A 20,991-nucleotide genomic window follows, 5' to 3' on the forward strand; every position below is an offset into this window, starting at 1 on the left:
CTGGTCAGAGGACCTGATCGAGGAAGCGGCGCAGGCGCGGGGTTTGCGCGTCGTCGAACAGGGCATCGGGGGTGCCGGTCTCCACGACGACGCCCTGATCCATGAACACGACGCTGTCGGAGACCTCGCGGGCGAAGCCCATCTCGTGGGTCACCACGATCATCGACATGCCGCCCGAGGCGAGGTCGGCCATCAGCGCGAGCACACCCTTGACCAGCTCCGGATCCAGCGCGGAGGTGGCCTCGTCGAAGAACATCAGCTCCGGTTTCATGGCCAGCGCGCGGGCGATGGCCACGCGCTGCTGCTGGCCGCCCGACAGCGAAGCGGGCCTGGCGTCGGCCTTGTCGGCCAGGCCGACGATCTCGAGTTGTTCGATCGCCAGCGCACGAGCTTCGTCGGCGGACAATCCGCGCAGCTTGCGGGGGCCGAGGACGATGTTGTCGGCGACGGTCTTGTGCGGGAACAGGTTGAACTGCTGGAAGACCATGCCGATGCGCTGGCGCAGCTTGTCGGGGTTGTCTTTGAGGACCGACTTGCCATCGAGGAGCACGTCACCGGAATCGGGTTCGTGTAGGCGGTTGAGCACGCGCAGCAGGGTCGATTTGCCCGAGCCGGACGGGCCGATGACGGTGGTGGCGTGGCCTGCCTCGACGTGGATGTCGACACCGCGCAGGATGTGGTTGTTGCCGAGCGTCAGCTCGAGCCCGGTGCCGGTCAACGATGCACTCATGCCCGCACCTCGCTGACGCTCGGTTCCGCCATGACCGCATAGGTCAGCCGCTCGCTCATGCGCCTCGCCCTTCTGTGATGACTGCCTGCTCGATCGGGTCGGCGGGGGTGGGTTTGCCGGTGCGCATGCGCTGGTCGATGTAGTTGACCAGGTGGGTGAGCGGGATGGTGAGCACCAGATACATCAGACCCGCCGCGACCAGCGGGGACAGGTTGCCGGTCTGGGCGTTGAGGTCGCGCCCGACCGCGAACAGCTCACGCTGGGAAGCCAGCAGGCCGAGGAAGTAGATCAGCGACGAGTCCTTGATCAGCGCGATGAACTGGTTCATCAGGGCGGGCAGCACCCGGCGCACACCCTGCGGGATCACCACCAGCGTCATCGACTGCCGGTACCCGAAACCGATGGCACGCGCGGCCTCGAGCTGACCCGGCTCCACCGACTGGATACCGGAGCGGAAGATCTCGCCGATGTAGGCCGACGAGAGCAGGGCCAGTGCCACCGCGCCGAGCCAGTACGGGTTACCGCCGGTGATATTGCGGACCACCGGCCCGATGCCGAGACCGATCAGCAGGATGATCACAACGGCGGGCAGGCCGCGGAAGATGTCGGTGTAGACGCGGGCGGGCCAGCGCAGCCAGCGGGTGCGGGAAATGCCCATCACCGCGAGCAGCATGCCGATCACGGTGCCGAGGACACCCGAAACCAGTGCCAGGATCAGGGTATTCGGCAGGCCGGTCTTGATCAGATCGGGAAAGGCCTTGCTGTACAACGACCAGTCGAAAAAGGTGTCCTTCAACTGCTGCAAGGTCGACTTCTGCGCGACCTGTTCGGTCTCGGGCGCCTTCTCCGCCGCCATCGCCGCGAAGTCCGGAAGTTGGGGTGTGGGTGCGGCTTTCGAGCCGGGCTTCCAGCCGGGCGGGAGTTCGCGGGGCACCCAGTCGGCGTATAGGCGCGCGTAGGTGCCGTCGGCGATCACCGCGTCGAGACCGGAGTTGAGCGCGTCGATCAGCGGCTGGTTGCTCTTGGCCACCGCGTAGCCGACGAAGTTGTCGAGGCTGAAGGTGTTCTGCGAGACCACGATTCCGTCGCCGGGCTTGATCGCACCCTCGGCTTGAGCCGACGGCGCGACCCAGGCGTCGACCTGACCGGACTTCAGATTCGCGTAGGCGGTGTTGTAGTCGGGGAACTTCACCGGGTCCAGCTTCAGCTGGTTCACCACGAACTCGTCCTGCACGGTGCCCTGCACCACCGCGATGCGCGAGCCCTGGTTCAGGTCGCCGAAGCCCTGCACCGCGCTGCCCTGCGGGACGACCAGGGAGAAGTAGCCGAAGTCGTAGCCGTTGGTGAAGCCGACCAGTTCGCGGCGCGCGTCGGTGGTGGTGATGTTGGACGAGCCGACATCGAAGCGCTTGCCCGACACCTGGGCGAGCAGGCCGGCGAACTCGGTGCCCGAGAACTCCACGCGCAGACCGAGTTTCGCGCCGATCGCGGCGAGAAGTTCGTTGTCGAAGCCGGTGAAGGCGCCCTGGCCGTTCACACAGATGCTCGGCGGGGCGTCGGAAAGAGTGCCGACGCTCAGGGTGCCGGGGTTGAGCAGGCCGAGCTTCGCGGTGTCGATCGTGTCGACCGGTGCCGTTGTCGCCGTGGTGTAGCGGTCGGCACCCGCGGTCTCACCGGCGGCCAGGTTGGTCGGTGCGGCGGCGGCAGCTGACGGGCCCGGTGGGGAACAGAGATCGCGTGCGGTGCTGCTGTCGGAGCCACCACCGCATCCGGTCGCCGCGACGCCGACGAGGAGCAAGAGGGCGGCGATCCGCGCCTTCGTTCGTACACCTGCCATGGCGATAAACCCTAGCCGCAACCTTGCACAGCGAGGGATACGCACCGCGGTCCATCATCTGGCGCCTACCGCAGTCATCCGTCTTCGCTATGACCGCAGAGTTGGGCAACAGCCCGAGCCCAGGACGGATCGTTCTCGTCCAGGCAGGACCTATGCGAGCCCCTCGAGCAGTGCCGGGTTCACATCATCGCGCCATTCGATGGCTCGGTACACCTCGGTGAGGTCGTAGTCGGGGCCGGAGACGCCGACGGTGAACAGGGTGACACCTGCGTCGTGCAGTGCCTTCGCGTCGTCGCGCCCCTGCCACTGCACCGAACGTTCGATCCGCGACTCGTCGGTGCCGACGGCCGCCGCGTGCTCGGCCAGCACCTTGTTCTTGTGCGCCAGCGTCGACACATCGGCGAAGGAGTGCCAGATGTCGGCGTACTCGGCGACCAGGCGCAGCGTCTTGCGCTCGCCACCGCCGCCGATGAGAAGCGGGATCGCCCGCACCGGCGGGGGGTTCAGCTTCGCCAGCCGGGCCGTGAGGCGAGACATGTTGTCCTTCAACAAGTTCAGCCTGCTACCCGGCGTTCCGAACTCGTAGCCGTACTCGTCGTAGTCACGCTCGAACCAGCCCCCGCCGATGCCGAGAATCAGCCTGCCGCCACTGATGTTGTCGACCGTGCGCGCCATATCGGCCAGCAGATCGGGATTGCGGTAGCCACCACCGGTCACCAACGCACCGAGCTCGACCCGCTCGGTCTGCTCCGCCCACGCCCCGAGCATCGTCCAACATTCGAAATGCGCACCCTCGGGATCACCGGTCAGCGGAAAGAAGTGATCCCAATTGAAAATGATGTCGACCCCGGCATCCTCGGCCCGCAACACCGCATCGCGGATGAGCCCGTAATCAGGCGCGTGCTGAGGCTGAAGCTGAACTCCGATACGGACCGGACGATTCATACCGCTGGCTCCTAAGGGCTCGCCGATTCTCCGCGACCGAGGCTACCCGGAGCCCACGAGGGCCGCTACGATCCCAGCGACCCACTACTCGGATCGTCCGGCACGTTCCTGCCGGGATGGGATGTTGATCTACGCATGGCTACCGTTACTTTCGACCGCGCTACCCGGCTGTATCCCGGGGCCACCAAGCCCGCGGTCGACGCGTTGAATCTCGAGATCGCCGATGGCGAATTCCTGGTACTCGTCGGGCCGTCGGGGTGTGGCAAATCGACCTCGCTGCGGATGCTGGCCGGGCTCGAGGAGGTCAACGGTGGGTGTATCCGGATCGGCGACAAGGACGTGACGAACGCCGAGCCCAAGGATCGCGATATCGCGATGGTGTTCCAGAACTACGCGCTGTATCCGCACATGTCGGTCGCGGAGAACATGGGGTTCGCGCTGAAGCTGGCCAAGGTGTCCAAGGCCGAGCGGGACGAGCGGGTGCTCGAGGCGGCCAAGCTGCTCGACCTCGAGCAGTACCTGGACCGCAAGCCGAAGGCGCTGTCGGGCGGTCAGCGGCAGCGGGTGGCGATGGGGCGCGCGATCGTGCGGCAGCCGCGGGTGTTCCTGATGGACGAGCCGCTGTCGAACCTCGACGCCAAGCTGCGCGTGCAGACCCGCACCCAGATCGCACAGCTGCAACGGCGGCTCGGGACCACCACGGTCTACGTCACGCACGACCAGGTCGAGGCGATGACGATGGGCGACCGGGTCGCGGTCCTCAAGGACGGCCTGCTCCAGCAGTGCGCCTCCCCGCGCGACCTCTACCGCGATCCGGCGAATATGTTCGTCGCCGGGTTCATGGGTTCGCCCGCGATGAACCTCTTCACGCTGCCGGTCGACGACGGAGCCGTCACCATCGGCGGATATCCGGTGCGAGTGCCGCGCGCGGTGGCCGACGCCGGTGAGGGTTCCGTGGTACTCGGCATTCGTCCCGAGCATCTCGAGGTGGGCGACGGCGGCCTCGAAATGGAGGTCGACGTGGTGGAAGAGCTCGGCTCCGACGCCTACGTCTACGGCCGCGCCCTCTCCGCAGGCACCAGCGGCCAAACCGGGGAAACCATTGTGGCGCGCGTGGATTGGCGCAACCCGCCCTCCAAGGGCGAGCGTCTGCGGCTGACCGCCGACCCCGAACACGTGTACTTCTTCAGCGTCGACGGCCGACGCCTGCGCTGATTCGGATGCCGCAGGCGCCTTGTTCGCACCGAGTCGCCTGCGGCACACCTACTTCGGGAGCGCTGCGAACCTGTTCGAGCATTCCGGACAGGTGGGCAGGCGCTGATGATCCTGCATCGGAACGAAGAAGACTCCGCACAGTGCGCGCGTCGCATTTCCTTGTACGGCCGCTGCGGCGAGATGTTCCGAATGCACGAAGTGGCTGACAGCCCCGAGCTCAGGAGCAAGCAGCTCGCCGCGATTCGCCGCTGCACGAAGTTGCACGACCCGGCGGCGCGCGAACCCGACCTCGGCAACCGTCGAAAACGACCACTCGAACCGAACCATCTTGTCAGAGCCAGAATTACAGCTCGGCGGCCAGCTCTGCGATGGCATCGCGGCGGGTTCCGTCGATCTTCGCGAAGCGTTCGGCAAGCTCTCCGCGATCACGATCGCGGGCTCGCTGGAAAGCCATGACATCGGCGACGCGGACCCGGCGGTCGCGACCGACTCGGAAAGAGGGAAGCGCTCCGGAGTCGAGCAGTTTGTACAAGTGGGTACGGCTCATTCCGATGCGGGTCGCGACCTGGGCGGGCGTCAGAACATCGTCGGCGCGGAACATGGCGACGTCGACACCGGAGTGCACGCTTGTCGTCACAGCCCGCAGCAGTTCACGCAGCTCAGACGGGCCGAGCTCAGTGACCAACTGCTCGAGTTTTGCCAGCTGATCGGCGGGCACCGCCGTCGCATCTACCTCATGAATGGCAACCACAACGCCCCCTTTTCTTCACACAACAGACGGCATACATGCCATACATGTCACAGATGACGCTACGGTCGAGAGCTGACAATGTCAACACTGATTGCGCCGACACGAATCACGGCCGCCCACGAGCAGCTTTACGGTCGCGCAGGTAGTCCTCATTGACACGGACGGCTAGCCGTTCGAGCGGGATTTCGGTGCCGTCGGAGGTGCGGAGGTCAGCGCGGACGGGGGCGCCGGTCTCGGCGTCTACTCGAAGCAAGGGCGGTGGGCCGGGTTGGAGGTAGGTGTCGCCCCATTGCCAGAGGGCCACGACGGCGGGGAGTAGGTCTCTGCCCATTTGGGTGAGGGCGTATTCGTGGCGGGTGCGTTTGCCTTCTTCCTGGTAAGGGCGTTTTTCCAGGAGGCCGGCGGTGGTGAGTTTGCGGAGTTGGGCCGCTGCGGCGGCGTCGGTGATGCCTACTCGGCGGGCGAAGCCGTCGAAGCGGCGGGTGCCGTAGTAGGCCTCGCGCAGGATGAGCATCGCGGAGCGGGTGCCGATGAGGTCCATGGCTCTGGCGATGGAGCAGCCTTCCGTGTCCCATTTGCTGAGATCGGCCAGGGGTCCTTCCATCACTGCTGCCATGGGAGACATCATAGCCAATCTGACTTGAGCTGACGATAGTTAGGGTTTATGCTGACTATCGTCAGCTAGAGCCAGTGGTGTCGAAAGAGGACTTCCATGCGAGACGCGGTCATCGTCGAAGCGGTACGCACGCCGATCGGGCGGGGCAAGCCGAACGGCGCACTTCACGACGTTCATCCTGTTGATCTGCTGGCGCACAGCCTGCGGGCAGTCGTCGAACGCAGCGGGATCGACCCGGTGCTGATAGACGATGTGATCGGCGGGATCGTCACCCAGGTCGGGGAGCAAGCGGCGAATATGACTCGGCGGGCCGCCCTGGCCGCCGGGTATCCGGAATCCGTGCCCGCCACGACGGTGGATCGGCAGTGCGGTAGTAGTCAGCAGGCGATTCATTTCGCGGCACAAGGGGTTATCGCGGGGGCCTATGACATTGTGGTGGCCGCCGGGGTGGAATCCATGGGGCGAGTACCCATGGGCGCCAACCTGATCGGCGCCAGCGATCTGTCCGGAATCGCCTTCGCGGAGCGATATCCCGATGATCTTGTCCCGCAGGGAATCAGCGCCGAGCTCATTGCCGCGAAGTGGGGGCTGACCCGCACTCAGCTCGACGAGTTCGCACTCGGAAGTCACGAAAAGGCCGCTCGGGCAACCAAAGACGGGCTCTTCGCGAATGAACTCGCGCCGATCAACGGGCTGAGCTCGGATGAGGGAATCAGGGTCGGCAGCACGATCGATACCCTCGCGAAACTGAAGCCTGCCTATTACGACCCCGCGATGGCCGCTCGGTTCCCGCAGATCGGCTGGGAGATCACCGCCGCCTCGGCCAGCCAGGTCAGCGACGGGAGTTCCGCGGTGCTGATCATGTCCAGCGAACGTGCCCAGCAATTGGGGCTGCGGCCGTTGGCTCGGCTGCACAGCTTCTCCGTCGCGGGCGACGATCCATTGCTGATGCTCACGGCGGTTATCCCGGCCACCGAGAAGGTGCTGCGGCGGGCCGGTCTGGGCATTTCCGACATCGACCTGTTCGAGATCAACGAGGCGTTCTCGCCGGTTGTGCTGGCGTGGGCGCAGGAGACCGGCGTGGAGATGAGCCGGGTCAACGTCAACGGCGGGGCGATCGCGCTCGGGCATCCACTCGGCGCGTCCGGGGCGCGGTTGATGACGACGCTGGTGCACGCGATGCAGCAGCGTGGGGCGCGCTACGGATTGCAGACCATGTGCGAAGCGGGTGGCCTCGCCAACGCCACCATCATCGAACGGCTGTGAACCGAAACGGTGGCGCTCACCGCGAGCGCCACCGTCCGGCTCGACCCCGCAGACTGTCCGTGTGCCGGTGGTGCGCGCCCGCTTGACACGGACGAGCGCTGGTGTCACGCGTCCGGTTTGGAGGCGGTCTCGCGTTCGAATGTGCGGCTGGTGAATCCGTGTCGACGTGCGCCGATGACGATAGCGAGCGTCGGGAGCAGGAGCGCGAGTGTGATCCAGCTCAGGGAGGCGGATCCCAGTACGTTGAGGGTGATACCGCCGATGACCCCGCCTGCGGCGATCCCGATGTTCCAGCATGTGGTGAGGAGTGCTTGTGCGACGTCGCCCGCTGGGCCGGCGGCGTCAGCGATCGCGGTTTGCAGCAGGGTTGAGGCGCCGCCGAACGCGAGCCCCCACAGGGCTGCACTGGCGTACACGAGAGCAGGGGTGCCAGAGAAGACGCTCAGGACGAGAGCCGCTGTGGCCAGGAGCGCGCAGGCCGAGATCATGAGCATGCGCAGGTGTCGGTCGATGAGCACGCCGGTGAGCCAGATACTCACGAGCGACACCAGACCGAAGGTAAGCAGCACCGAATCGACCTGACCCGCCATGCCGAGCGGGGCCAGGAACGGGGCGATATAGGTGAAGAGAATGTTGTGAGCTAACACGAACGTCAACGTCACGACGAGGATCGGGGCGACTCCGGGTGTGCGGAACGCATGGACCAGCGGCAGTCGTGCGCCCTTGGATTGGCCAGGGAAGTCCGGAACGGTGGCAATCACCCATACGATCAGTGCGAGAGTCACCAGTGTGATGATCCCGAAAGCGAATCGCCATTCGACGACCTTGGCGAGGAACGCAGCTGCGGGGACCCCGACGGACAGCGCAACGGTTCCGCCCGCCATCGCGATGGCCATGGCTTTGCCGCGCTGGTGCGCGGGAACCATCCGTCGGGCGTAACCGGCAAGGAGCGCCCAGAGCATGCCGCCGACGATGCCGCCGAGGAACCGGGCGGTCAGGGTGAGTGCGAAACTGTCGGAGAAGGCGGTGATCGTGTTGGCGACCGCGAACCCGGAAATCGCGAACAGCAGCAGGCGCTTGCGTCGCCAGCCGATCGTTGCTCTCGTGAGAGGAACCGCCGCGAGAATCGCCCCGATCGCGAAGACCGTCACGCTCTGCCCGGCAGCGGCCTCGCTCACTCCCAGGTCGCGGCTCATCTGCGACAGCATCCCGGCGGGCATCGTCTCCGTCAGGAGCGTGATGAACCCCGTGGCAGCCAGAGCCAGCAGACCTGCGAGCGGGAACCGTGCATCAGCGGCGGAAGGGGATGGTGATGTAACCGTTCGTGTCATGCCCCTATCATCAATGTGTGACATTGATGTGAGGGTCAAGCCGGCTGCATCGCAGCCCAGACACGAAAAGGTGTGGGGATGAAGATCGGTGAGCTCTCCCAGCGCACGGACACGCCGGTGCGGATGCTCCGCTACTACGAGGAACAGGAGCTGATCCACTCCGAACGGCTCCCCAACGGGTACCGGAGCTACGAGGACTACGTTGTCGACCGGGTGTGGCAAGTCCGGGGCCTACTCGATGCCGGCCTGCCAACACGGATCATCAAGCAGATCCTTCCCTGCCTGGACAGTTCGCGGGCGATACACCTGCCATACGTCACCCCAGACATGATCGCGACACTCGAACACCAACGCGACCGCATGGCAGAGAAGATCGAATGCCTCACGAAAAACCACCGAGCCATCAACGACTACCTCGACGCCGTGAGCCACGAAATCCGAGCTTCCTGACCGCCTCTCACTTCAATATCAACGCACGCACATGCCGCCGGGCGGGGCAACTCCGAGCCACAGAAATCACTCAGGCCATGGCCGGTATATCCGCGACCTCTACGATCGAACGCGTGAGCGCCGACCTGTTTGTTTATGCGATTCCGCTGCGGACGCGGTTTCGAGGGATCACTGTGCGCGAGGGGATGTTGATTCGAGGGGAATTGGGATGGGGGGAGTTCTGCGCGTTTCCCGAGTATGACGACCGGGAAGCGGTGGGATGGTTGGCTACCGCAGTCGAACAGGTGACGGTGGGGTGGCCGGCGCCGGTGCGGGATCGAATTCCGGTGAATTGCACCGTGCCCGCGGTAGATCCGGCGCGGGCCGGCCGGATCGTGCGGGAATCCGGTTGCGCGACAGCCAAAGTGAAGGTGGCAGACCACGCTGATTCCTTGGCCGAGGATGTGGCGCGCGTGGCGGCCGTGCGGGAGGCGATCGGGAAGTCCGGGGCGGTTCGAGTCGATGCGAACGCGATGTGGGACGTTGCGACCGCAGTACGGAATATCGGTGAGATCGACAGGGCTGCCGGGGGTTTGGAATACGTAGAACAGCCGTGCCGGACGATCGAGGAATTAGCTGAAGTGCGGCGACGGGTTTCGGTGCCGATCGCGGCCGACGAGTCGATTCGACGAGCCGATGACCCGATGCGGGTAGCGGTGGCCGGCGCCGCCGACGTGGCGGTGCTGAAGTGCACGCCGCTGGGCGGGGTGCGTCGAGCATTGGCGGTGGCCGGCGCGGCCGGGCTGCCGACGGTGGTCTCGTCGGCGCTCGAGACCAGCGTCGGTCTGGCCGCGCAACTGGCGTTGGCGGGCGCGCTGCCTGATCTGGAATTCGCCTGCGGTCTGGGAACTCTCGCACTGTTCGAAGGTGATCTCGTCGCAGACTCGCTACTACCCACGGATGGCTGGCTGCCGGTCCCGACCGCGCCGCCTGAGCCCGACCCGACGCTGCTCGACAAGTACCGACACCCCGACCCCGAGCGAGTCGACTGGTGGCTGCGGCGATACGAGCGAGTCAGTGCACTGCTCGGGAGCAGCTGAGCGGCGAACCCTAGCCGAACCGAACGCCGCACCCGGCAAAGGTCGCCCGGATCAACAATGCGGCCTCCGGACCGATCACGCCATCGACCAATTCGACGTACCGAGTGCAGAATTCGGGTCCGTGCGGGGCTTCCACGGAATCCGGCGACAAATGATGGGCGAGTTCGTGGAGAACGACGAGTTCGCGCAGTGCCCAGGCAGTGGAACCGGTGTGGAGCGGAACGGCCAGCACAGCGGCCGCCGTCTCGTAGTGCGCCGCGGCCGCGCCCGCACGCGCACGGACCCGAACCGCCACGGCGGCCCGCTCCCATTGCGCACGAACCCAATTCAGCGCCAGCACCTTGTCGACATAGCTCTGCACCGATTCCACCGAAGCGAACCGTCGCTCCACCGGCAAGGTCAACTGCGAGCCGTACACCTCCACCGTCCGATGCCCGAACTCGTCGGCCCGGTCGAATGCCCCGCGCACCAACTGCTCCCCGTCGTAAACCTTGGCGCGTTGGCTATCGCGCTGGGTATTGCCCGAATCACGGTGCGGCACGGCTCGCCCTGTCGGATATCACCCACGACACCCCAGCTGATCTGATCGGGCAGGTCACGATTCGCCGCCTGCGCGCTCTCATCGGCCGGTGATCTTTCCGCGAGCGGCCGGCAGCTCAGGCGAGGTACCCAAGCGAGCGTTTCGGCCCGCTCGGTCTCCCGCCCGGCGGGCCGCGGCGGAGTGCCCGGTGGAGGCTTGGGGGCCGCGCCAGGTTCCGCGGGCCTCGGAGGTGGCCGTGTAGAAGTCGGTCAACGCGACCTCTTTGTCGCGCAGGGCAAGAGCGGTTCCCGTCGACTCGACGGCCGATTCCTCGGCGACGACTTCAGCTTTCACCTCGGCCAGCCGCGCACCGATCCGCGCGCCGAAGGCCATCTGGAAGTTCAGCCGCGCCGTAACCCCCGCCACCGGAACCTCCACCTTGCGCCGAACCGTACGGCCGAGGCGCTTCTCGGTGACCACCTTCACGACCGTGGCCTCGCGATAGGCGCCGGATTTGATGTAGTGGTCCGACGCCCGGACCATCTGGATCAGCAGGCTCGCGTAGAGCGCTTCGCAGGTGTCGATGTCGGCGGCGAAGCCGTAGGCGTAGACCTGGGCGGAGCTGCGGGCGACATCGCAGCGAACATCGTTGGCCGTGGCGATCGCCACGAACAACTGGACATAGGTGCGCAGCCCTTTTCGACCGGGCTCGCCGATCGGGATGATCCGCTGCACCGGCGCCGACCTGCGCTCACGCGCGGCCACATGCGAGCGCGCCACCGCGAGATCGATCGAGGATTTCGTCGCCAGCCGCTGGGCCGCGGCGAGGAACGCTTCGGCCTCGTGCGCGTTGTCGGTGGACTCGGCCTTGCGCAGCAAACCACCGATGCGAGTGAGCATCCGATCGGGCGTCGACGGCGGTGGACTGGTCACGCAGTCGAGGGTAGGGCACGGCACCGACACCGAAATCCCAAGGGAACTGACCGAAAAGTAAGCCGATGAGCAGGACGATCGGACGCGAAGACCGCGCACCATGTATGTTGCCTGTTGCACCGCAGCAAGGTGTGCTGCTGCTCACGTCTTGACCCTGGAGTGTCTGCGATGGCCTTGAAGTTTGTCCCCAGAGCGACGATGGCTGCTGCCTCGATCGCGCTGCTCACCGCAACGTTCGCCAGTGGTTGCTCCAGTGACGACGGTGGCAACGCGCTCGACCAGAACCTGACGGGCCGCGGCCCGATCACCTACGTCGAAGGTAAGGACACCACCGAGACCGGTGTGGTCAAACAACTCATCGACCGCTGGAACGCCGCGCACCCGAACGAGCAGGTGACGTTCAAGGAGCAGTCGGCCGACGCCACCCAGCAGCACGACGACCTCGCCGAGCACTTCCGCGCGAAGCAGGACGGCTACGACGTGGTCGCCCTCGACGTGCCGAACACCGCCGAGTTCGCGGCCAAGGGCTGGATCCAGCCGCTCGAGGACACCTTCGCGATCGACACCGCGCCGCTGCTCGCGCCGACCGTGGCCAGCGCCACCTACAACGGCAAGCTGTACGCGGCCCCGCGCAACACCAACGGTGGCCTGCTGTACTACCGCAAGGACCTGGTGCCCAACCCGCCCAAGACCTGGACCGAGATGCTCGGCCAGTGCCAGGTGGCGCGCGAGAACAACATCGGCTGCTACGCCGGTCAGCTGGCCCCCTACGAGGGCCTGACCGTGAACACCTCCGAGGTCATCAACGCCTTCGGTGGCAGCTTCGTCGGCGCCGACGGCAAGACCCCCACCGTGAACAGCCCGGAGTCGAAGGCCGGCCTGAAGGTCCTCGTCGACGCCTACAAGAACGGTGACATCCCCAAGGAAGCCATCACCTTCAAGGAAGGTGAGAGCGCGAGCGCGTTCGAGACTGGCAAGCTGCTGTTCCTGCGTAACTGGCCCTACCTCTACGCCCAGGCCTCCGCCGACGGCTCCGCGGTGAAGGACAAGTTCGGTGTCGCCCCGCTGCCGGGCAACACCGGCGTCGGTGCTTCCACCCTCGGTGGTTACAACGCCGCGATCAGCGCGTTCTCCAAGAACAAGGCCACTGCCGCGGACTTCGTTCGCTACCTGATCAGCGAAGAGGCACAGCAGATCATCGCCTCGGGCTCGCTGCCCTCGGTGCGCTCCTCGCTCTACGACGACCCGGCCCTGATCGCGAAGATGCCGTACCTGCCCGCGCTGAAGGAGTCCATCGCCAGCGCCGTGCCGCGTCCGGTGACCCCGTTCTATCCCGCGGTGTCGAAGGCCATCCAGGACAACGCTTATGCTGCACTGACCGGTGCCAAGTCCGTCGACGACGCCGTCGCGGGCATGCAAAAGGGCATCGAGACCGCCGGTTCGTAGCGGTACGCGCAGCGGACCCGACCAGACCGTAGGAGAGTAGTAACGGTGTCGGATCCTTCGGGAGCCAAGCAGCGCGGGCTAGCGCTGCACCTGCGACAATCCGGCAAGGCGTGGCTGTTCGTCACGCCCGTGCTCGTCGCACTGGCCGTGGTCATCGGCTATCCGGTGGTCGAGGCGATCGTCATGTCCTTCTCGAAGGACTCCGGCATCGACCCGGCCACCGGGATGTTCGTCGAGGGCGGCGGCGCCGGCTTCAGCAACTACACGCACTGGCTGATGCAGCAGTGCGGGTCGCTGATGGGCACGGTGTCGTGCCCCACCGGCACGCTGGGCTCGCAGTTCTGGTCGGCGGTCGGGATCACCCTGTTCTTCACCGTGATCACGGTGACGCTCGAGGCCCTGCTCGGGCTCGGCATGGCCATGGTGATGGGCAAGACCTTCCGCGGCCGGGCGCTGTTGCGCGCCGCCGTGCTGATCCCATGGGCGATTCCCACCGCTGTCACAGCGCGGCTGTGGGAGTTCATGTTCCAGTACGACGGCGTCGTGAACCGGGTGCTCGGCACGCAGATCCTGTGGACCTCGGATGTGTGGGCGTCGCGGTTCGCGGTGATCGCGGCCGACGTGTGGAAGACCACGCCGTTCATGGCGCTGCTGATTCTGGCTGGGCTGCAAGTGATTCCGGCCGACGTGTACGAGGCCGCCAAGGTCGACGGCGCGTCGGCCTGGCAGCGGTTCGTGAACATCACGCTGCCGCTGCTCAAGCCCGCGCTGCTCGTAGCGGTGCTCTTCCGCACGATGGACGCGCTGCGCATGTACGACCTGCCCGCGATCATGACGCTGGGCAACCCGTCGACCAACACGCTGTCGATCCTGGTGGTCGAGCAGGTGCGCCAAGGTCCCAACAGCGCCGCGGCGCTGTCGGTGATCACCTTCCTGCTCGTCTTCGCGATCGCGTTCGTTCTGGTGAAGGTGCTCGGCGCCAACGCTGTTCGCACGCAGGAAGAACAGCGGAAGGCGAACTGATGAGCATCTCGATGACGAAAGAACCTGGCGCCGAAGCGAATCCGGTGCCGATGCAGCCGGTGTCGTGGCGCAAGCGGATCGGCACGGTGCGCCTCTACCTCGGTGTCGCCATCGTGCTGGTGTGGGGGCTCGGGCCGTTCTACTGGATGGCCGTGGTGGCGTTCCGCGACCCGGCCCACACCTTCGACAGCACCCCGTGGCCCACCCACGTGACGCTGGAGAACTTCCGCAACGCCTTCGACACCAGCCGCGGCAACGACTTCGGCAAAGCGCTGCTCAACAGTGTGATCATCGGTTCGGCGACCACCGCTGTCGCGCTGATCCTCGGTGTACTCGCGGCCTACGCGCTGGCCCGGATGACCTTCGCGGGCAAGTACCTGATCTCGGGGCTGATCCTGTCGGCGTCGATGTTCCCGGCCGTGGTGCTGGTGACGCCGCTGTTCCAACTGTTCACCGATATCGGCTGGATCGGCCAGTACCAGGCGATGATCATCCCGAACATCTCCTTCGTCCTGCCGATGACGGTCTACATCCTGGCCTCGTTCTTCGCCGAACTGCCGTGGGAGCTCGAAGAGGCCGCGCGCATCGACGGCGCGAGCAAGTTCCAGGCCTTCCGGTTGATCATGCTGCCGCTGGCCGCGCCCGCGGTGTTCACCACCGCGATCCTGGCGTTCATCGCCTCGATCAACGAGTACCTGCTTGCCCGCTTGCTGTCGGGCGACGACACCAAGCCGGTGACGGTCGCGATCGCGAGTTTCTCGGGCAACGACCCGCTGGTGCAGCCGTACGCGGCGATCATGGCGGCGGGCGTGATCGTCACCGTGCCGCTGGTGATCATGGTGCTGATCTTCCAGCGTCGCATCATCTCCGGTCTCACCGCGGGCGGCGTCAAGAGCTGACCTGCCGGGTTCTGGCGCCACCGCCGGGTAGAGTCGCCTGCACCGATATCGACGTCGGTGCAGGTGAGTTCTTCTGCTCGCTCCGAAAGGAGATGGTGTGGCCTCCCAGCGCGGGCGCGGGCGTTCCGATGGGGACGTCCCGTATACCTCGATAGCCGGGTTCCGCGATCCGCTGGCGAGCGAAGGCAAACCGGCCAAAGGTGCGGCCCGACGGGCACAGGCGGCGCGACTCGCCGCCACCGACGGACCACCGGACAAGGGAGCGGCGCGGCGGGAACAGGCCGCGCGGCTGGGCACAGAGGAGCGGGAACGTCAGCCGCGCACCAGGGGCCAGCGCATCCGGCGGTTGCTGCTCGCGCTCTTCGTGATCTTCGTGTGTGTGCCCGCGCTGCTGTTCGTCGCGGTGTACTGGAGTTCGGAGATCCCCGAACCGGCCGAGGTCGCGGTCGAGCAGCCGGCCACCGTGCTGGCCGCCGACGGCACCACCGTACTGACGAAATTCATTCCGCCACAGGGCAATCGGATCCCCATCCCACTCACCGATGTGCCGTATCCGGTGCGCGACGCCGTGCTGGCCGCCGAAGACCGCACCTTCTATACCAACGCCGGCTACTCGACCAGTGGCTTCCTGCGCGCCGCCCGCGACAATGTGACCGGTCAGGACAACGCGGGCGGCGGCTCGACGATCACCCAGCAGTACGTGAAGAATGCCTTCCTCAGCTCCGAACGCACCGTCACGCGCAAGATGCGGGAGTTGGTCATCGCGGCGAAGATGGCGCGGCAGTGGAGCAAAGACGAGATCCTGGCCGCCTACCTCAACACCATCTACTACGGCCGCGGCGCGTACGGGATCGCGGCCGCCGCGAAGGCCTATTTCGACAAGCCGGTGCCCGAGCTCACCCTCGCCGAGGGCGCGGTGCTGGCGGCGGTGATCCGCTCCCCCTCGGTGCTCGATCCGGAGAACCATCTCGACCAGCTGCGGGCCCGCTGGCAGTACGTGCTCGACGGCATGGTCGAGATGAACGTGCTCGCGCCCGGCGACCGTGACGCGACGGTGTTCCCGCCGATCATCCCGCTCGACGATGTGCCCGCCGAAGGCGTCGCACTCGGACCCGAGGGCCATATCCGCACCCAGGTGCTGCGCGAGCTGCGCGCGGCGGGCCTCGACGACGCCGACATCAATACGGGCGCACTGCAGATCACCACCACCATCGACGCCGCGGCGCAGGCGGGCGCGGTCGACTCGGTGCGTGAGCGGTTCTCCTGGCAGCCACCGGAACTGCGCTCGGCGGTGGTGTCGATCGATCCGCGCAGCGGGGCGGTGCGCGCCTACTACGGCGGGGAAGACGGCACCGGCTTCGATTTCGCGCAGGCGCCGCTCCAAACAGGTTCCGCGTTCAAGGTTTTCGCGCTCGTCGCGGCGCAACGCCAGGGCATTCCGGTGACGCGGGCGATGGACAGCTCGCCGATCACCGACCGCGGCACCGAGATCACCAATGTCGAGGGTGACTCGTGCGGGCGCTGCTCGCTCGCCGAGGCGCTCAAACGCTCGCTCAACACCAGCTTCTACCGGCTCACGATGACGATGGCCGACGGCCCGCGCTCGGTCGCCGAGGCCGCGCACCTGGCAGGCATCCCCGAGTACATTCCCGGCGTCGACGGCATCAGCCTCACGGAGCCGGACGGGTACCCGCTCAACGGGATCGTGCTCGGGCAGTATCTGGTTCGCCCCCTCGATATGGCGTCGGCGTATGCGACGCTGGCCGCCTCCGGGGTCTATCACCAGCCGTACTTCGTGCAGAAGGTGAGCACCGGCGACGGGCGGGTGCTGCTCGACCGCAGCTGGGAAACCGCGACGGGCAAACGACATTCAGAGCCCGAGCAGCGGATCTCCGCCGAGATCGCCGATGCGACTACGTCGGCGATGCTGCCGATCGCCAACTACTCCAACGGCCACGGGCTCGCCGACGGCAGGCAGTCGGCGAGCAAGACCGGAACCACCCAGCTCGGCGAGACCAAGGACAACAAGGACGCGTGGATGGTCGGGTACACGCCTTCGCTGTCGACCGCGGTGTGGGTGGGCACCGAGAACCCACAGCCGCTGCGCAACGGCCGGGGAGGGGCCATCTGGGGATCGGGACTGCCCGCCGACATCTGGAAGCAGGCGATGGACGCCGCGCTGGCGGGGACCCCGGTCGAAACATTCGAGGTGCCAGCGCTGCCGAGCCCGCAGCTGGTGCCGACGCCCGGTACCGAGACCGCGCCGAGGCCGGGCGGCGGCTTCGATATCTTCGGCCCGCCGACGAACTCGCCGCGCCCCGCGCCGCCGCCGTTGATCGTGATCCCGCCCGCGCCGACGCCCGCGGTGCCCGGCGAATTGTTCCCCGGACTCGGTGGCGAGGGGCCGAGATAGATCACGAGTTGGCGCAGCCGCACCCGGCTACCCTAGGGACATGGCAACATCGTTGCCCAGAGCGCGAACCGCCCGACCAGGGGTCGAATGATCCCGGCGCGGAACCTGTCGGACCGATACGGGAGGATGTGCGGTCGGTACCGACATGCGACGACACTAGACATAGGGGCTACGCAGGTGGATTTCAATGTCGTTGACCGTCCCGAGACGCTGATCGCGGGCACGGTGCTCCGCAGCCCGGCGCTCGCCGTCGAGGGGCCGCGCCGCGCCAAGGTGGTCGAGGCGTGGGCGCACCTGCGGGCGAGGACGTTACCGGGGCCGGTCGCGACGGGCTATGTCGATTTCGCGCCGGAGATCAATTCCTACCTGACTCACATCGTCGGATACGAGTGCAAGACTCTCGCCGACCTGCAGGTGGGCGATGTTCTCGGCCGGATTCCGGCGGGCCGCTACGCGCGCTTCGTCGCCAGCGGCGACAACCTCGGCGACACCATCGTCGGGCTGTGGCGCCAGGTGTGGGACGCGGAGGCAGCGGGTGAATTCGTGCGCGCCTATACCGGCGACTGCGAGCAGTATCCCGACGAGCGCACGGTCGAGATCTTCGTTTCGCTGACCGAGGAGAAGGACAGCTGATGGCCGTGGATTTCGAAATCGTCACCCTCGACGACGGGCTGATCGCGGGCCTCACCGTGCCGTTGGCCGGGCGTGAGGTGACCGCGCGCGATCTTGATCTGGTGAATTTCACCTGGGATCGCTATCTGTCGCGAGAAAAGTCCGTGCCGCGCGCGGCGGCCTATATCGGCCAGAACGATCATGCGGTGGCCGTGCTCGGCTACGAGGTCGCCGGACTGGACGACATCGACGAAGGCGACGTGCTCACCCGCATCCCCGCGGGGCGCTACGCCAAGTTCGTGGTCTCGGACAAGCCCTACGATCTGCTGCGCACCGCGTGGGCGCAGGTGATCAAGGCCGAGAACGCGGGCACCATCACCCGCTCGCACACGGCGGAGCTGGAGCGCTACACCGGTCCGACTTCGGTCGAGGTGTACGTCTCGCTGGACTGAGACCCGAAAAAGCCGGTGCGCACGAAAGTTCGTGTGCACCGGCTTTTTTCGTTCAGTGATTAATCGGCACCGATGATGAACGCCTCGAGCTGAGTGCGCGCGACATCGTCGGCGATCTGCACGGGCGGGGACTTCATCAGGTAAGCCGAAGCCGGGATGACCGGTCCGCCGATGCCGCGGTCCTTGGCGATCTTCGCCGCGCGAACGGCGTCGATGATGATGCCGGCCGAGTTCGGCGAATCCCACACCTCGAGCTTGTACTCCAGGTTCAGCGGGGCGTCACCGAACGCACGACCCTCGAGCCGCACGTAGGCCCACTTGCGGTCGTCGAGCCACTCCACATAGTCCGAGGGACCGATGTGGACGTTGCGGTCGTGGACCTTGCCCGCGAGCGCGCCGGTGAGGTTCGACGTGACGGCCTGGGTCTTGGAGACCTTCTTCGACTCCAGACGCTCCCGCTCGAGCATGTTCTTGAAGTCCATGTTGCCGCCGACATTGAGCTGGTAGGTGCGATCGAGCACCACGCCGCGGTCTTCGAACAGCTTGGCCATCACGCGGTGGGTGATGGTCGCGCCGACCTGCGACTTGATGTCGTCGCCGACGATCGGGACACCGGCGTCGACGAACTTCTGCGCCCAGACCGGGTCGGAGGCGATGAAGACCGGCAGCGCGTTGACGAACGCGACATTCGCGTCGATCGCGCACTGCGCGTAGAACTTGTCGGCCTCTTCGGAACCGACGGGCAGGTACGAGACCAGCACGTCGACCTTGGCATCCTTGAGCGCCTTGACCACGTCGACCGCGGGCGCCTCGGACTGCTCGATGGTCTCGGCGTAGTACTTGCCGATGCCGTCGAGGGTCGGGCCACGCAGGACCGTCACATCGGTCGGCGGCACGTCGGAGATCTTGATGGTGTTGTTCTCGCTGGCGAAGATGGCCTCGGCCAGGTCGAAGCCGACCTTCTTGGCGTCGACATCGAACGCGGCCACGAACTTCACGTCGCGAACGTGGTAGCTACCGAACTTGACGTGCATGAGGCCGGGAACGACCTGGTTCTCGTCGGCGTCCTTGTAGTACTGCACGCCCTGCACGAGCGACGATGCGCAGTTGCCCACACCGACGATCGCGACGCGGACTTCGCCGGATCCAACCTTGTTGACATCACTCATGGCCGCTCTTTCCCTCTTTCTGTGGTGCCGCCTTCGTCGATTGCTCCGCCGCAATCAACTCGTTGAGCCAGCGCACTTCGCGCTCGCTTGATTCCAATCCGAGCTGGTGGAGCTGCTTGGTGTAGCGATCGAGTGACCCGCTGGCCTTCTTGATCGCTTCTCGCAGACCCTCTCGTCGCTCCTCGACCTGGCGTCGCCTGCCCTCCAGGATCCGCATTCTCGCCTCGGCGGGAGTGCGGCTGAAGAAGGCCAGGTGAACGCCGAAACCGTCATCGGTGTAGTTCTGCGGACCGGTGTCGGCGAGGAGTTCGGAGAACCGTTCCCGCCCGACCGGCGTGAGCCGGTAGACGCGGCGCGCACGGCGCGCGATCGCGCCCTCGGGGAGCTCCTCGGCGATCAACCCGTCGGCCTGCATTCTGCGCAGCGTCGGGTAGAGCGAACCGTAGGAGAAGGCCCGGAACGCTCCGAGCAGGCCCGTCAGCCGCTTGCGCAGCTCGTAACCGTGCATGGGCGCGTCGAGGAGCAGGCCGAGAATCGCCAATTCGAGCACTGCCGACCTCACTCCCTGACTATGACGGCCGAACAGGCCGTGCGAACCTAACCGTGGATGCGACTTCCAACTATATCGGGCCGATATAACAACGCACAACGCAATGACGCAGATCACTCCGTCATCTCTTGTGCCATGGGCGTGCCTATCCGAACCCCGCTACTCTGGTGATCGTGCGAATTCAGCGGCAGGTGGTGGACTATGCGCTCCGGCGCAGGTCGCTGCTGGCCGATGTCTACGCGGGGCGGGTCGGCGTCGCCGAGGTGTGCGACGCGAATCCCTATCTGCTCCGGGCCGCGAAGTTCCACGGCCGGGGCAGTGAGGCGACCTGCCCGATCTGCCGAAAAGAGCAGCTGACGTTGGTTTCGTGGGTGTTCGGTGATGGGCTCGGCCAAGCGGCCGGGTCGGCGCGAACGCCCGAGGAACTGATCCGGATGGCAGAGTCGAACGAAGAATTCTCGGTGCATGTCGTCGAGGTATGTCGCTCGTGCAGCTGGAACCATCTGGTGCAGTCGTATGTACTCGGCACGGCCCCCGCGCCGGCTCGGCGACGAACGAGTTCGCGAGCCCGGCGCTCTGCTGTCGAGTGATGGCTGCCGAGTGATGGGCAGCCGACTCGAGTGATGGTGGCCACCGCGTGATGCGCCACTGTTCGGGGTGCACCCTTTCCGCGCCGGTACTCCGGCGCGGATGTTGTGTGCCCGAACCTTACAAGTTATGGAGATCTGGTCAGTGAGTTCGCCCTACGAATCCT

General features: G+C 66.1%; 22 protein-coding genes. 11 read left to right on the plus strand and 11 right to left on the minus strand.

Going from position 1 to position 20,991, the window contains the following annotated elements; genetic code table 11:
- Positions 1–4: 4 nt before the first annotated feature.
- The 3 genes from ACQHI0_RS27650 to ACQHI0_RS27660 all read right to left on the minus strand — a co-directional run bounded on the left by ACQHI0_RS27650 (position 5) and on the right by ACQHI0_RS27660 (position 3,512).
- A complete protein-coding gene (locus ACQHI0_RS27650) occupies positions 5–730 on the minus strand; it encodes an amino acid ABC transporter ATP-binding protein (RefSeq protein WP_379296259.1) in 726 nt (241 codons plus the stop codon).
- A gap of 55 nt (positions 731–785) precedes the next feature.
- Complete coding sequence (locus ACQHI0_RS27655) at positions 786–2,567, minus strand: ABC transporter substrate-binding protein/permease (protein ID WP_427904711.1); 1,782 nt, start codon at positions 2,565–2,567, stop codon at positions 786–788.
- 150 nt (positions 2,568–2,717) lie between these two features.
- On the minus strand, positions 2,718–3,512 hold the full coding sequence (locus tag ACQHI0_RS27660; RefSeq protein WP_427904712.1) for an LLM class F420-dependent oxidoreductase: 795 nt from the start codon (positions 3,510–3,512) through the stop codon (positions 2,718–2,720).
- A gap of 135 nt (positions 3,513–3,647) precedes the next feature.
- Here ACQHI0_RS27660 and ACQHI0_RS27665 point away from each other — a divergent pair, with 135 nt between their 5' ends.
- A complete protein-coding gene (locus tag ACQHI0_RS27665; RefSeq protein ID WP_427904713.1) occupies positions 3,648–4,727 on the plus strand; it encodes an ABC transporter ATP-binding protein in 1,080 nt (359 codons plus the stop codon).
- Between the two features lie 48 nt (positions 4,728–4,775).
- Here the strand turns inward: ACQHI0_RS27665 and ACQHI0_RS27670 are convergent, their stop codons facing one another.
- The 3 genes from ACQHI0_RS27670 to ACQHI0_RS27680 all read right to left on the minus strand — a co-directional run bounded on the left by ACQHI0_RS27670 (position 4,776) and on the right by ACQHI0_RS27680 (position 6,106).
- Positions 4,776–5,186 (minus strand): DUF3039 domain-containing protein, encoded by a 411-nt coding sequence (locus tag ACQHI0_RS27670; RefSeq protein ID WP_427904714.1) that lies wholly within the window; start codon positions 5,184–5,186, stop codon positions 4,776–4,778.
- Positions 5,071–5,478 carry a helix-turn-helix domain-containing protein gene (locus ACQHI0_RS27675; protein WP_427904715.1) on the minus strand — a complete coding sequence of 136 codons (408 nt, stop codon included), beginning with the start codon at positions 5,476–5,478 and terminating at the stop codon, positions 5,071–5,073. Before ACQHI0_RS27675 ends, ACQHI0_RS27670 begins: the two co-directional genes overlap by 116 nt.
- A 106-nt stretch (positions 5,479–5,584) precedes the next feature.
- Entirely contained in the window at positions 5,585–6,106 is a 522-nt protein-coding gene (locus ACQHI0_RS27680) for a winged helix-turn-helix transcriptional regulator (RefSeq protein ID WP_427904716.1), read from the minus strand.
- Positions 6,107–6,190: 84 nt separating this feature from the next.
- Here ACQHI0_RS27680 and ACQHI0_RS27685 point away from each other — a divergent pair, with 84 nt between their 5' ends.
- Positions 6,191–7,360 (plus strand): thiolase family protein, encoded by a 1,170-nt coding sequence (locus tag ACQHI0_RS27685; RefSeq protein WP_427904717.1) that lies wholly within the window; start codon positions 6,191–6,193, stop codon positions 7,358–7,360.
- Positions 7,361–7,464: 104 nt separating this feature from the next.
- Here ACQHI0_RS27685 and ACQHI0_RS27690 read toward each other — a convergent pair whose 3' ends face one another.
- A complete protein-coding gene (locus ACQHI0_RS27690; RefSeq protein WP_427904718.1) occupies positions 7,465–8,730 on the minus strand; it encodes an MFS transporter in 1,266 nt (421 codons plus the stop codon).
- Between the two features lie 39 nt (positions 8,731–8,769).
- On the opposite strand from ACQHI0_RS27690, the gene ACQHI0_RS27695 reads away from it, so the two are divergent.
- Together ACQHI0_RS27695 and ACQHI0_RS27700 are read left to right on the plus strand one after the other, a co-directional pair.
- Positions 8,770–9,141 (plus strand): MerR family transcriptional regulator, encoded by a 372-nt coding sequence (locus ACQHI0_RS27695; RefSeq protein WP_427904719.1) that lies wholly within the window; start codon positions 8,770–8,772, stop codon positions 9,139–9,141.
- A gap of 77 nt (positions 9,142–9,218) precedes the next feature.
- A complete protein-coding gene (locus ACQHI0_RS27700) occupies positions 9,219–10,220 on the plus strand; it encodes an o-succinylbenzoate synthase (protein ID WP_427904720.1) in 1,002 nt (333 codons plus the stop codon).
- Between the two features lie 10 nt (positions 10,221–10,230).
- On the opposite strand, the gene ACQHI0_RS27705 is transcribed toward ACQHI0_RS27700, so the two are convergent.
- Together ACQHI0_RS27705 and ACQHI0_RS27710 are read right to left on the minus strand one after the other, a co-directional pair.
- Complete coding sequence (locus tag ACQHI0_RS27705; RefSeq protein ID WP_427904721.1) at positions 10,231–10,761, minus strand: TIGR04338 family metallohydrolase; 531 nt, start codon at positions 10,759–10,761, stop codon at positions 10,231–10,233.
- A 78-nt stretch (positions 10,762–10,839) separates the two neighbouring features.
- Positions 10,840–11,640 (minus strand): DUF2786 domain-containing protein, encoded by an 801-nt coding sequence (locus ACQHI0_RS27710; protein WP_427909315.1) that lies wholly within the window; start codon positions 11,638–11,640, stop codon positions 10,840–10,842.
- Between the two features lie 201 nt (positions 11,641–11,841).
- Between ACQHI0_RS27710 and ACQHI0_RS27715 the strand changes: the two genes are divergently transcribed.
- From ACQHI0_RS27715 to ACQHI0_RS27740, 6 genes are all read left to right on the plus strand, one after another.
- The gene (locus ACQHI0_RS27715) at positions 11,842–13,119 is read left to right on the plus strand and encodes an ABC transporter substrate-binding protein (RefSeq protein WP_427904722.1); all 1,278 of its coding nucleotides are present in this window, start codon (positions 11,842–11,844) and stop codon (positions 13,117–13,119) included.
- A gap of 45 nt (positions 13,120–13,164) precedes the next feature.
- The gene (locus ACQHI0_RS27720) at positions 13,165–14,142 is read left to right on the plus strand and encodes a carbohydrate ABC transporter permease (RefSeq protein WP_427904723.1); all 978 of its coding nucleotides are present in this window, start codon (positions 13,165–13,167) and stop codon (positions 14,140–14,142) included.
- A gap of 50 nt (positions 14,143–14,192) precedes the next feature.
- The gene (locus tag ACQHI0_RS27725; protein ID WP_427909316.1) at positions 14,193–15,041 is read left to right on the plus strand and encodes a carbohydrate ABC transporter permease; all 849 of its coding nucleotides are present in this window, start codon (positions 14,193–14,195) and stop codon (positions 15,039–15,041) included.
- 97 nt (positions 15,042–15,138) lie between these two features.
- On the plus strand, positions 15,139–17,454 hold the full coding sequence (locus ACQHI0_RS27730) for a transglycosylase domain-containing protein (RefSeq protein WP_427904724.1): 2,316 nt from the start codon (positions 15,139–15,141) through the stop codon (positions 17,452–17,454).
- A 177-nt stretch (positions 17,455–17,631) separates the two neighbouring features.
- Positions 17,632–18,087 carry a GyrI-like domain-containing protein gene (locus ACQHI0_RS27735; protein ID WP_427904725.1) on the plus strand — a complete coding sequence of 152 codons (456 nt, stop codon included), beginning with the start codon at positions 17,632–17,634 and terminating at the stop codon, positions 18,085–18,087.
- Entirely contained in the window at positions 18,087–18,518 is a 432-nt protein-coding gene (locus ACQHI0_RS27740) for a GyrI-like domain-containing protein (protein ID WP_427904726.1), read from the plus strand. The genes ACQHI0_RS27735 and ACQHI0_RS27740 overlap by 1 nt, the downstream gene beginning before the upstream one ends.
- Positions 18,519–18,577: 59 nt before the next feature.
- On the opposite strand, the gene ACQHI0_RS27745 is transcribed toward ACQHI0_RS27740, so the two are convergent.
- Positions 18,578–19,687, minus strand: coding sequence for an inositol-3-phosphate synthase (locus ACQHI0_RS27745; protein ID WP_358103718.1), 1,110 nt, complete (start codon positions 19,685–19,687; stop codon positions 18,578–18,580).
- Positions 19,680–20,237: a PadR family transcriptional regulator gene (locus ACQHI0_RS27750; protein ID WP_379238509.1), complete on the minus strand. Its 558-nt coding sequence runs from the start codon at positions 20,235–20,237 to the stop codon at positions 19,680–19,682. Before ACQHI0_RS27750 ends, ACQHI0_RS27745 begins: the two co-directional genes overlap by 8 nt.
- A 173-nt stretch (positions 20,238–20,410) precedes the next feature.
- Between ACQHI0_RS27750 and ACQHI0_RS27755 the strand changes: the two genes are divergently transcribed.
- Positions 20,411–20,827, plus strand: coding sequence for a DUF5318 domain-containing protein (locus ACQHI0_RS27755; protein ID WP_427904727.1), 417 nt, complete (start codon positions 20,411–20,413; stop codon positions 20,825–20,827).
- The last annotated feature ends 164 nt before the right edge of the window (positions 20,828–20,991 follow it).

It is taken from the genome of Nocardia sp. FBN12, assembly GCF_050320175.1.
In the GTDB taxonomy this organism is placed as follows: Bacteria; Actinomycetota; Actinomycetes; order Mycobacteriales; family Mycobacteriaceae; genus Nocardia.

Excerpts from the sequence above, each read along its gene's own strand:
- ACQHI0_RS27650 (WP_379296259.1), bottom strand. The coding sequence starts at position 730 with ATGAGTGCATCGTTGACCGGCACCGGGCTCGAGCTGACGCTCGGCAAC.
- ACQHI0_RS27655 (WP_427904711.1), bottom strand. The coding sequence starts at position 2,567 with ATGGCAGGTGTACGAACGAAGGCGCGGATCGCCGCCCTCTTGCTCCTC.
- ACQHI0_RS27660 (WP_427904712.1), bottom strand. The coding sequence starts at position 3,512 with ATGAATCGTCCGGTCCGTATCGGAGTTCAGCTTCAGCCTCAGCACGCG.
- ACQHI0_RS27665 (WP_427904713.1), top strand. The coding sequence starts at position 3,648 with ATGGCTACCGTTACTTTCGACCGCGCTACCCGGCTGTATCCCGGGGCC.
- ACQHI0_RS27670 (WP_427904714.1), bottom strand. The coding sequence starts at position 5,186 with ATGTCATGGCTTTCCAGCGAGCCCGCGATCGTGATCGCGGAGAGCTTG.
- ACQHI0_RS27680 (WP_427904716.1), bottom strand. The coding sequence starts at position 6,106 with ATGATGTCTCCCATGGCAGCAGTGATGGAAGGACCCCTGGCCGATCTC.
- ACQHI0_RS27685 (WP_427904717.1), top strand. The coding sequence starts at position 6,191 with ATGCGAGACGCGGTCATCGTCGAAGCGGTACGCACGCCGATCGGGCGG.
- ACQHI0_RS27695 (WP_427904719.1), top strand. The coding sequence starts at position 8,770 with ATGAAGATCGGTGAGCTCTCCCAGCGCACGGACACGCCGGTGCGGATG.
- ACQHI0_RS27700 (WP_427904720.1), top strand. The coding sequence starts at position 9,219 with ATGGCCGGTATATCCGCGACCTCTACGATCGAACGCGTGAGCGCCGAC.
- ACQHI0_RS27710 (WP_427909315.1), bottom strand. The coding sequence starts at position 11,640 with ATGCTCACTCGCATCGGTGGTTTGCTGCGCAAGGCCGAGTCCACCGAC.
- ACQHI0_RS27715 (WP_427904722.1), top strand. The coding sequence starts at position 11,842 with ATGGCCTTGAAGTTTGTCCCCAGAGCGACGATGGCTGCTGCCTCGATC.
- ACQHI0_RS27725 (WP_427909316.1), top strand. The coding sequence starts at position 14,193 with ATGCAGCCGGTGTCGTGGCGCAAGCGGATCGGCACGGTGCGCCTCTAC.
- ACQHI0_RS27740 (WP_427904726.1), top strand. The coding sequence starts at position 18,087 with ATGGCCGTGGATTTCGAAATCGTCACCCTCGACGACGGGCTGATCGCG.
- ACQHI0_RS27745 (WP_358103718.1), bottom strand. The coding sequence starts at position 19,687 with ATGAGTGATGTCAACAAGGTTGGATCCGGCGAAGTCCGCGTCGCGATC.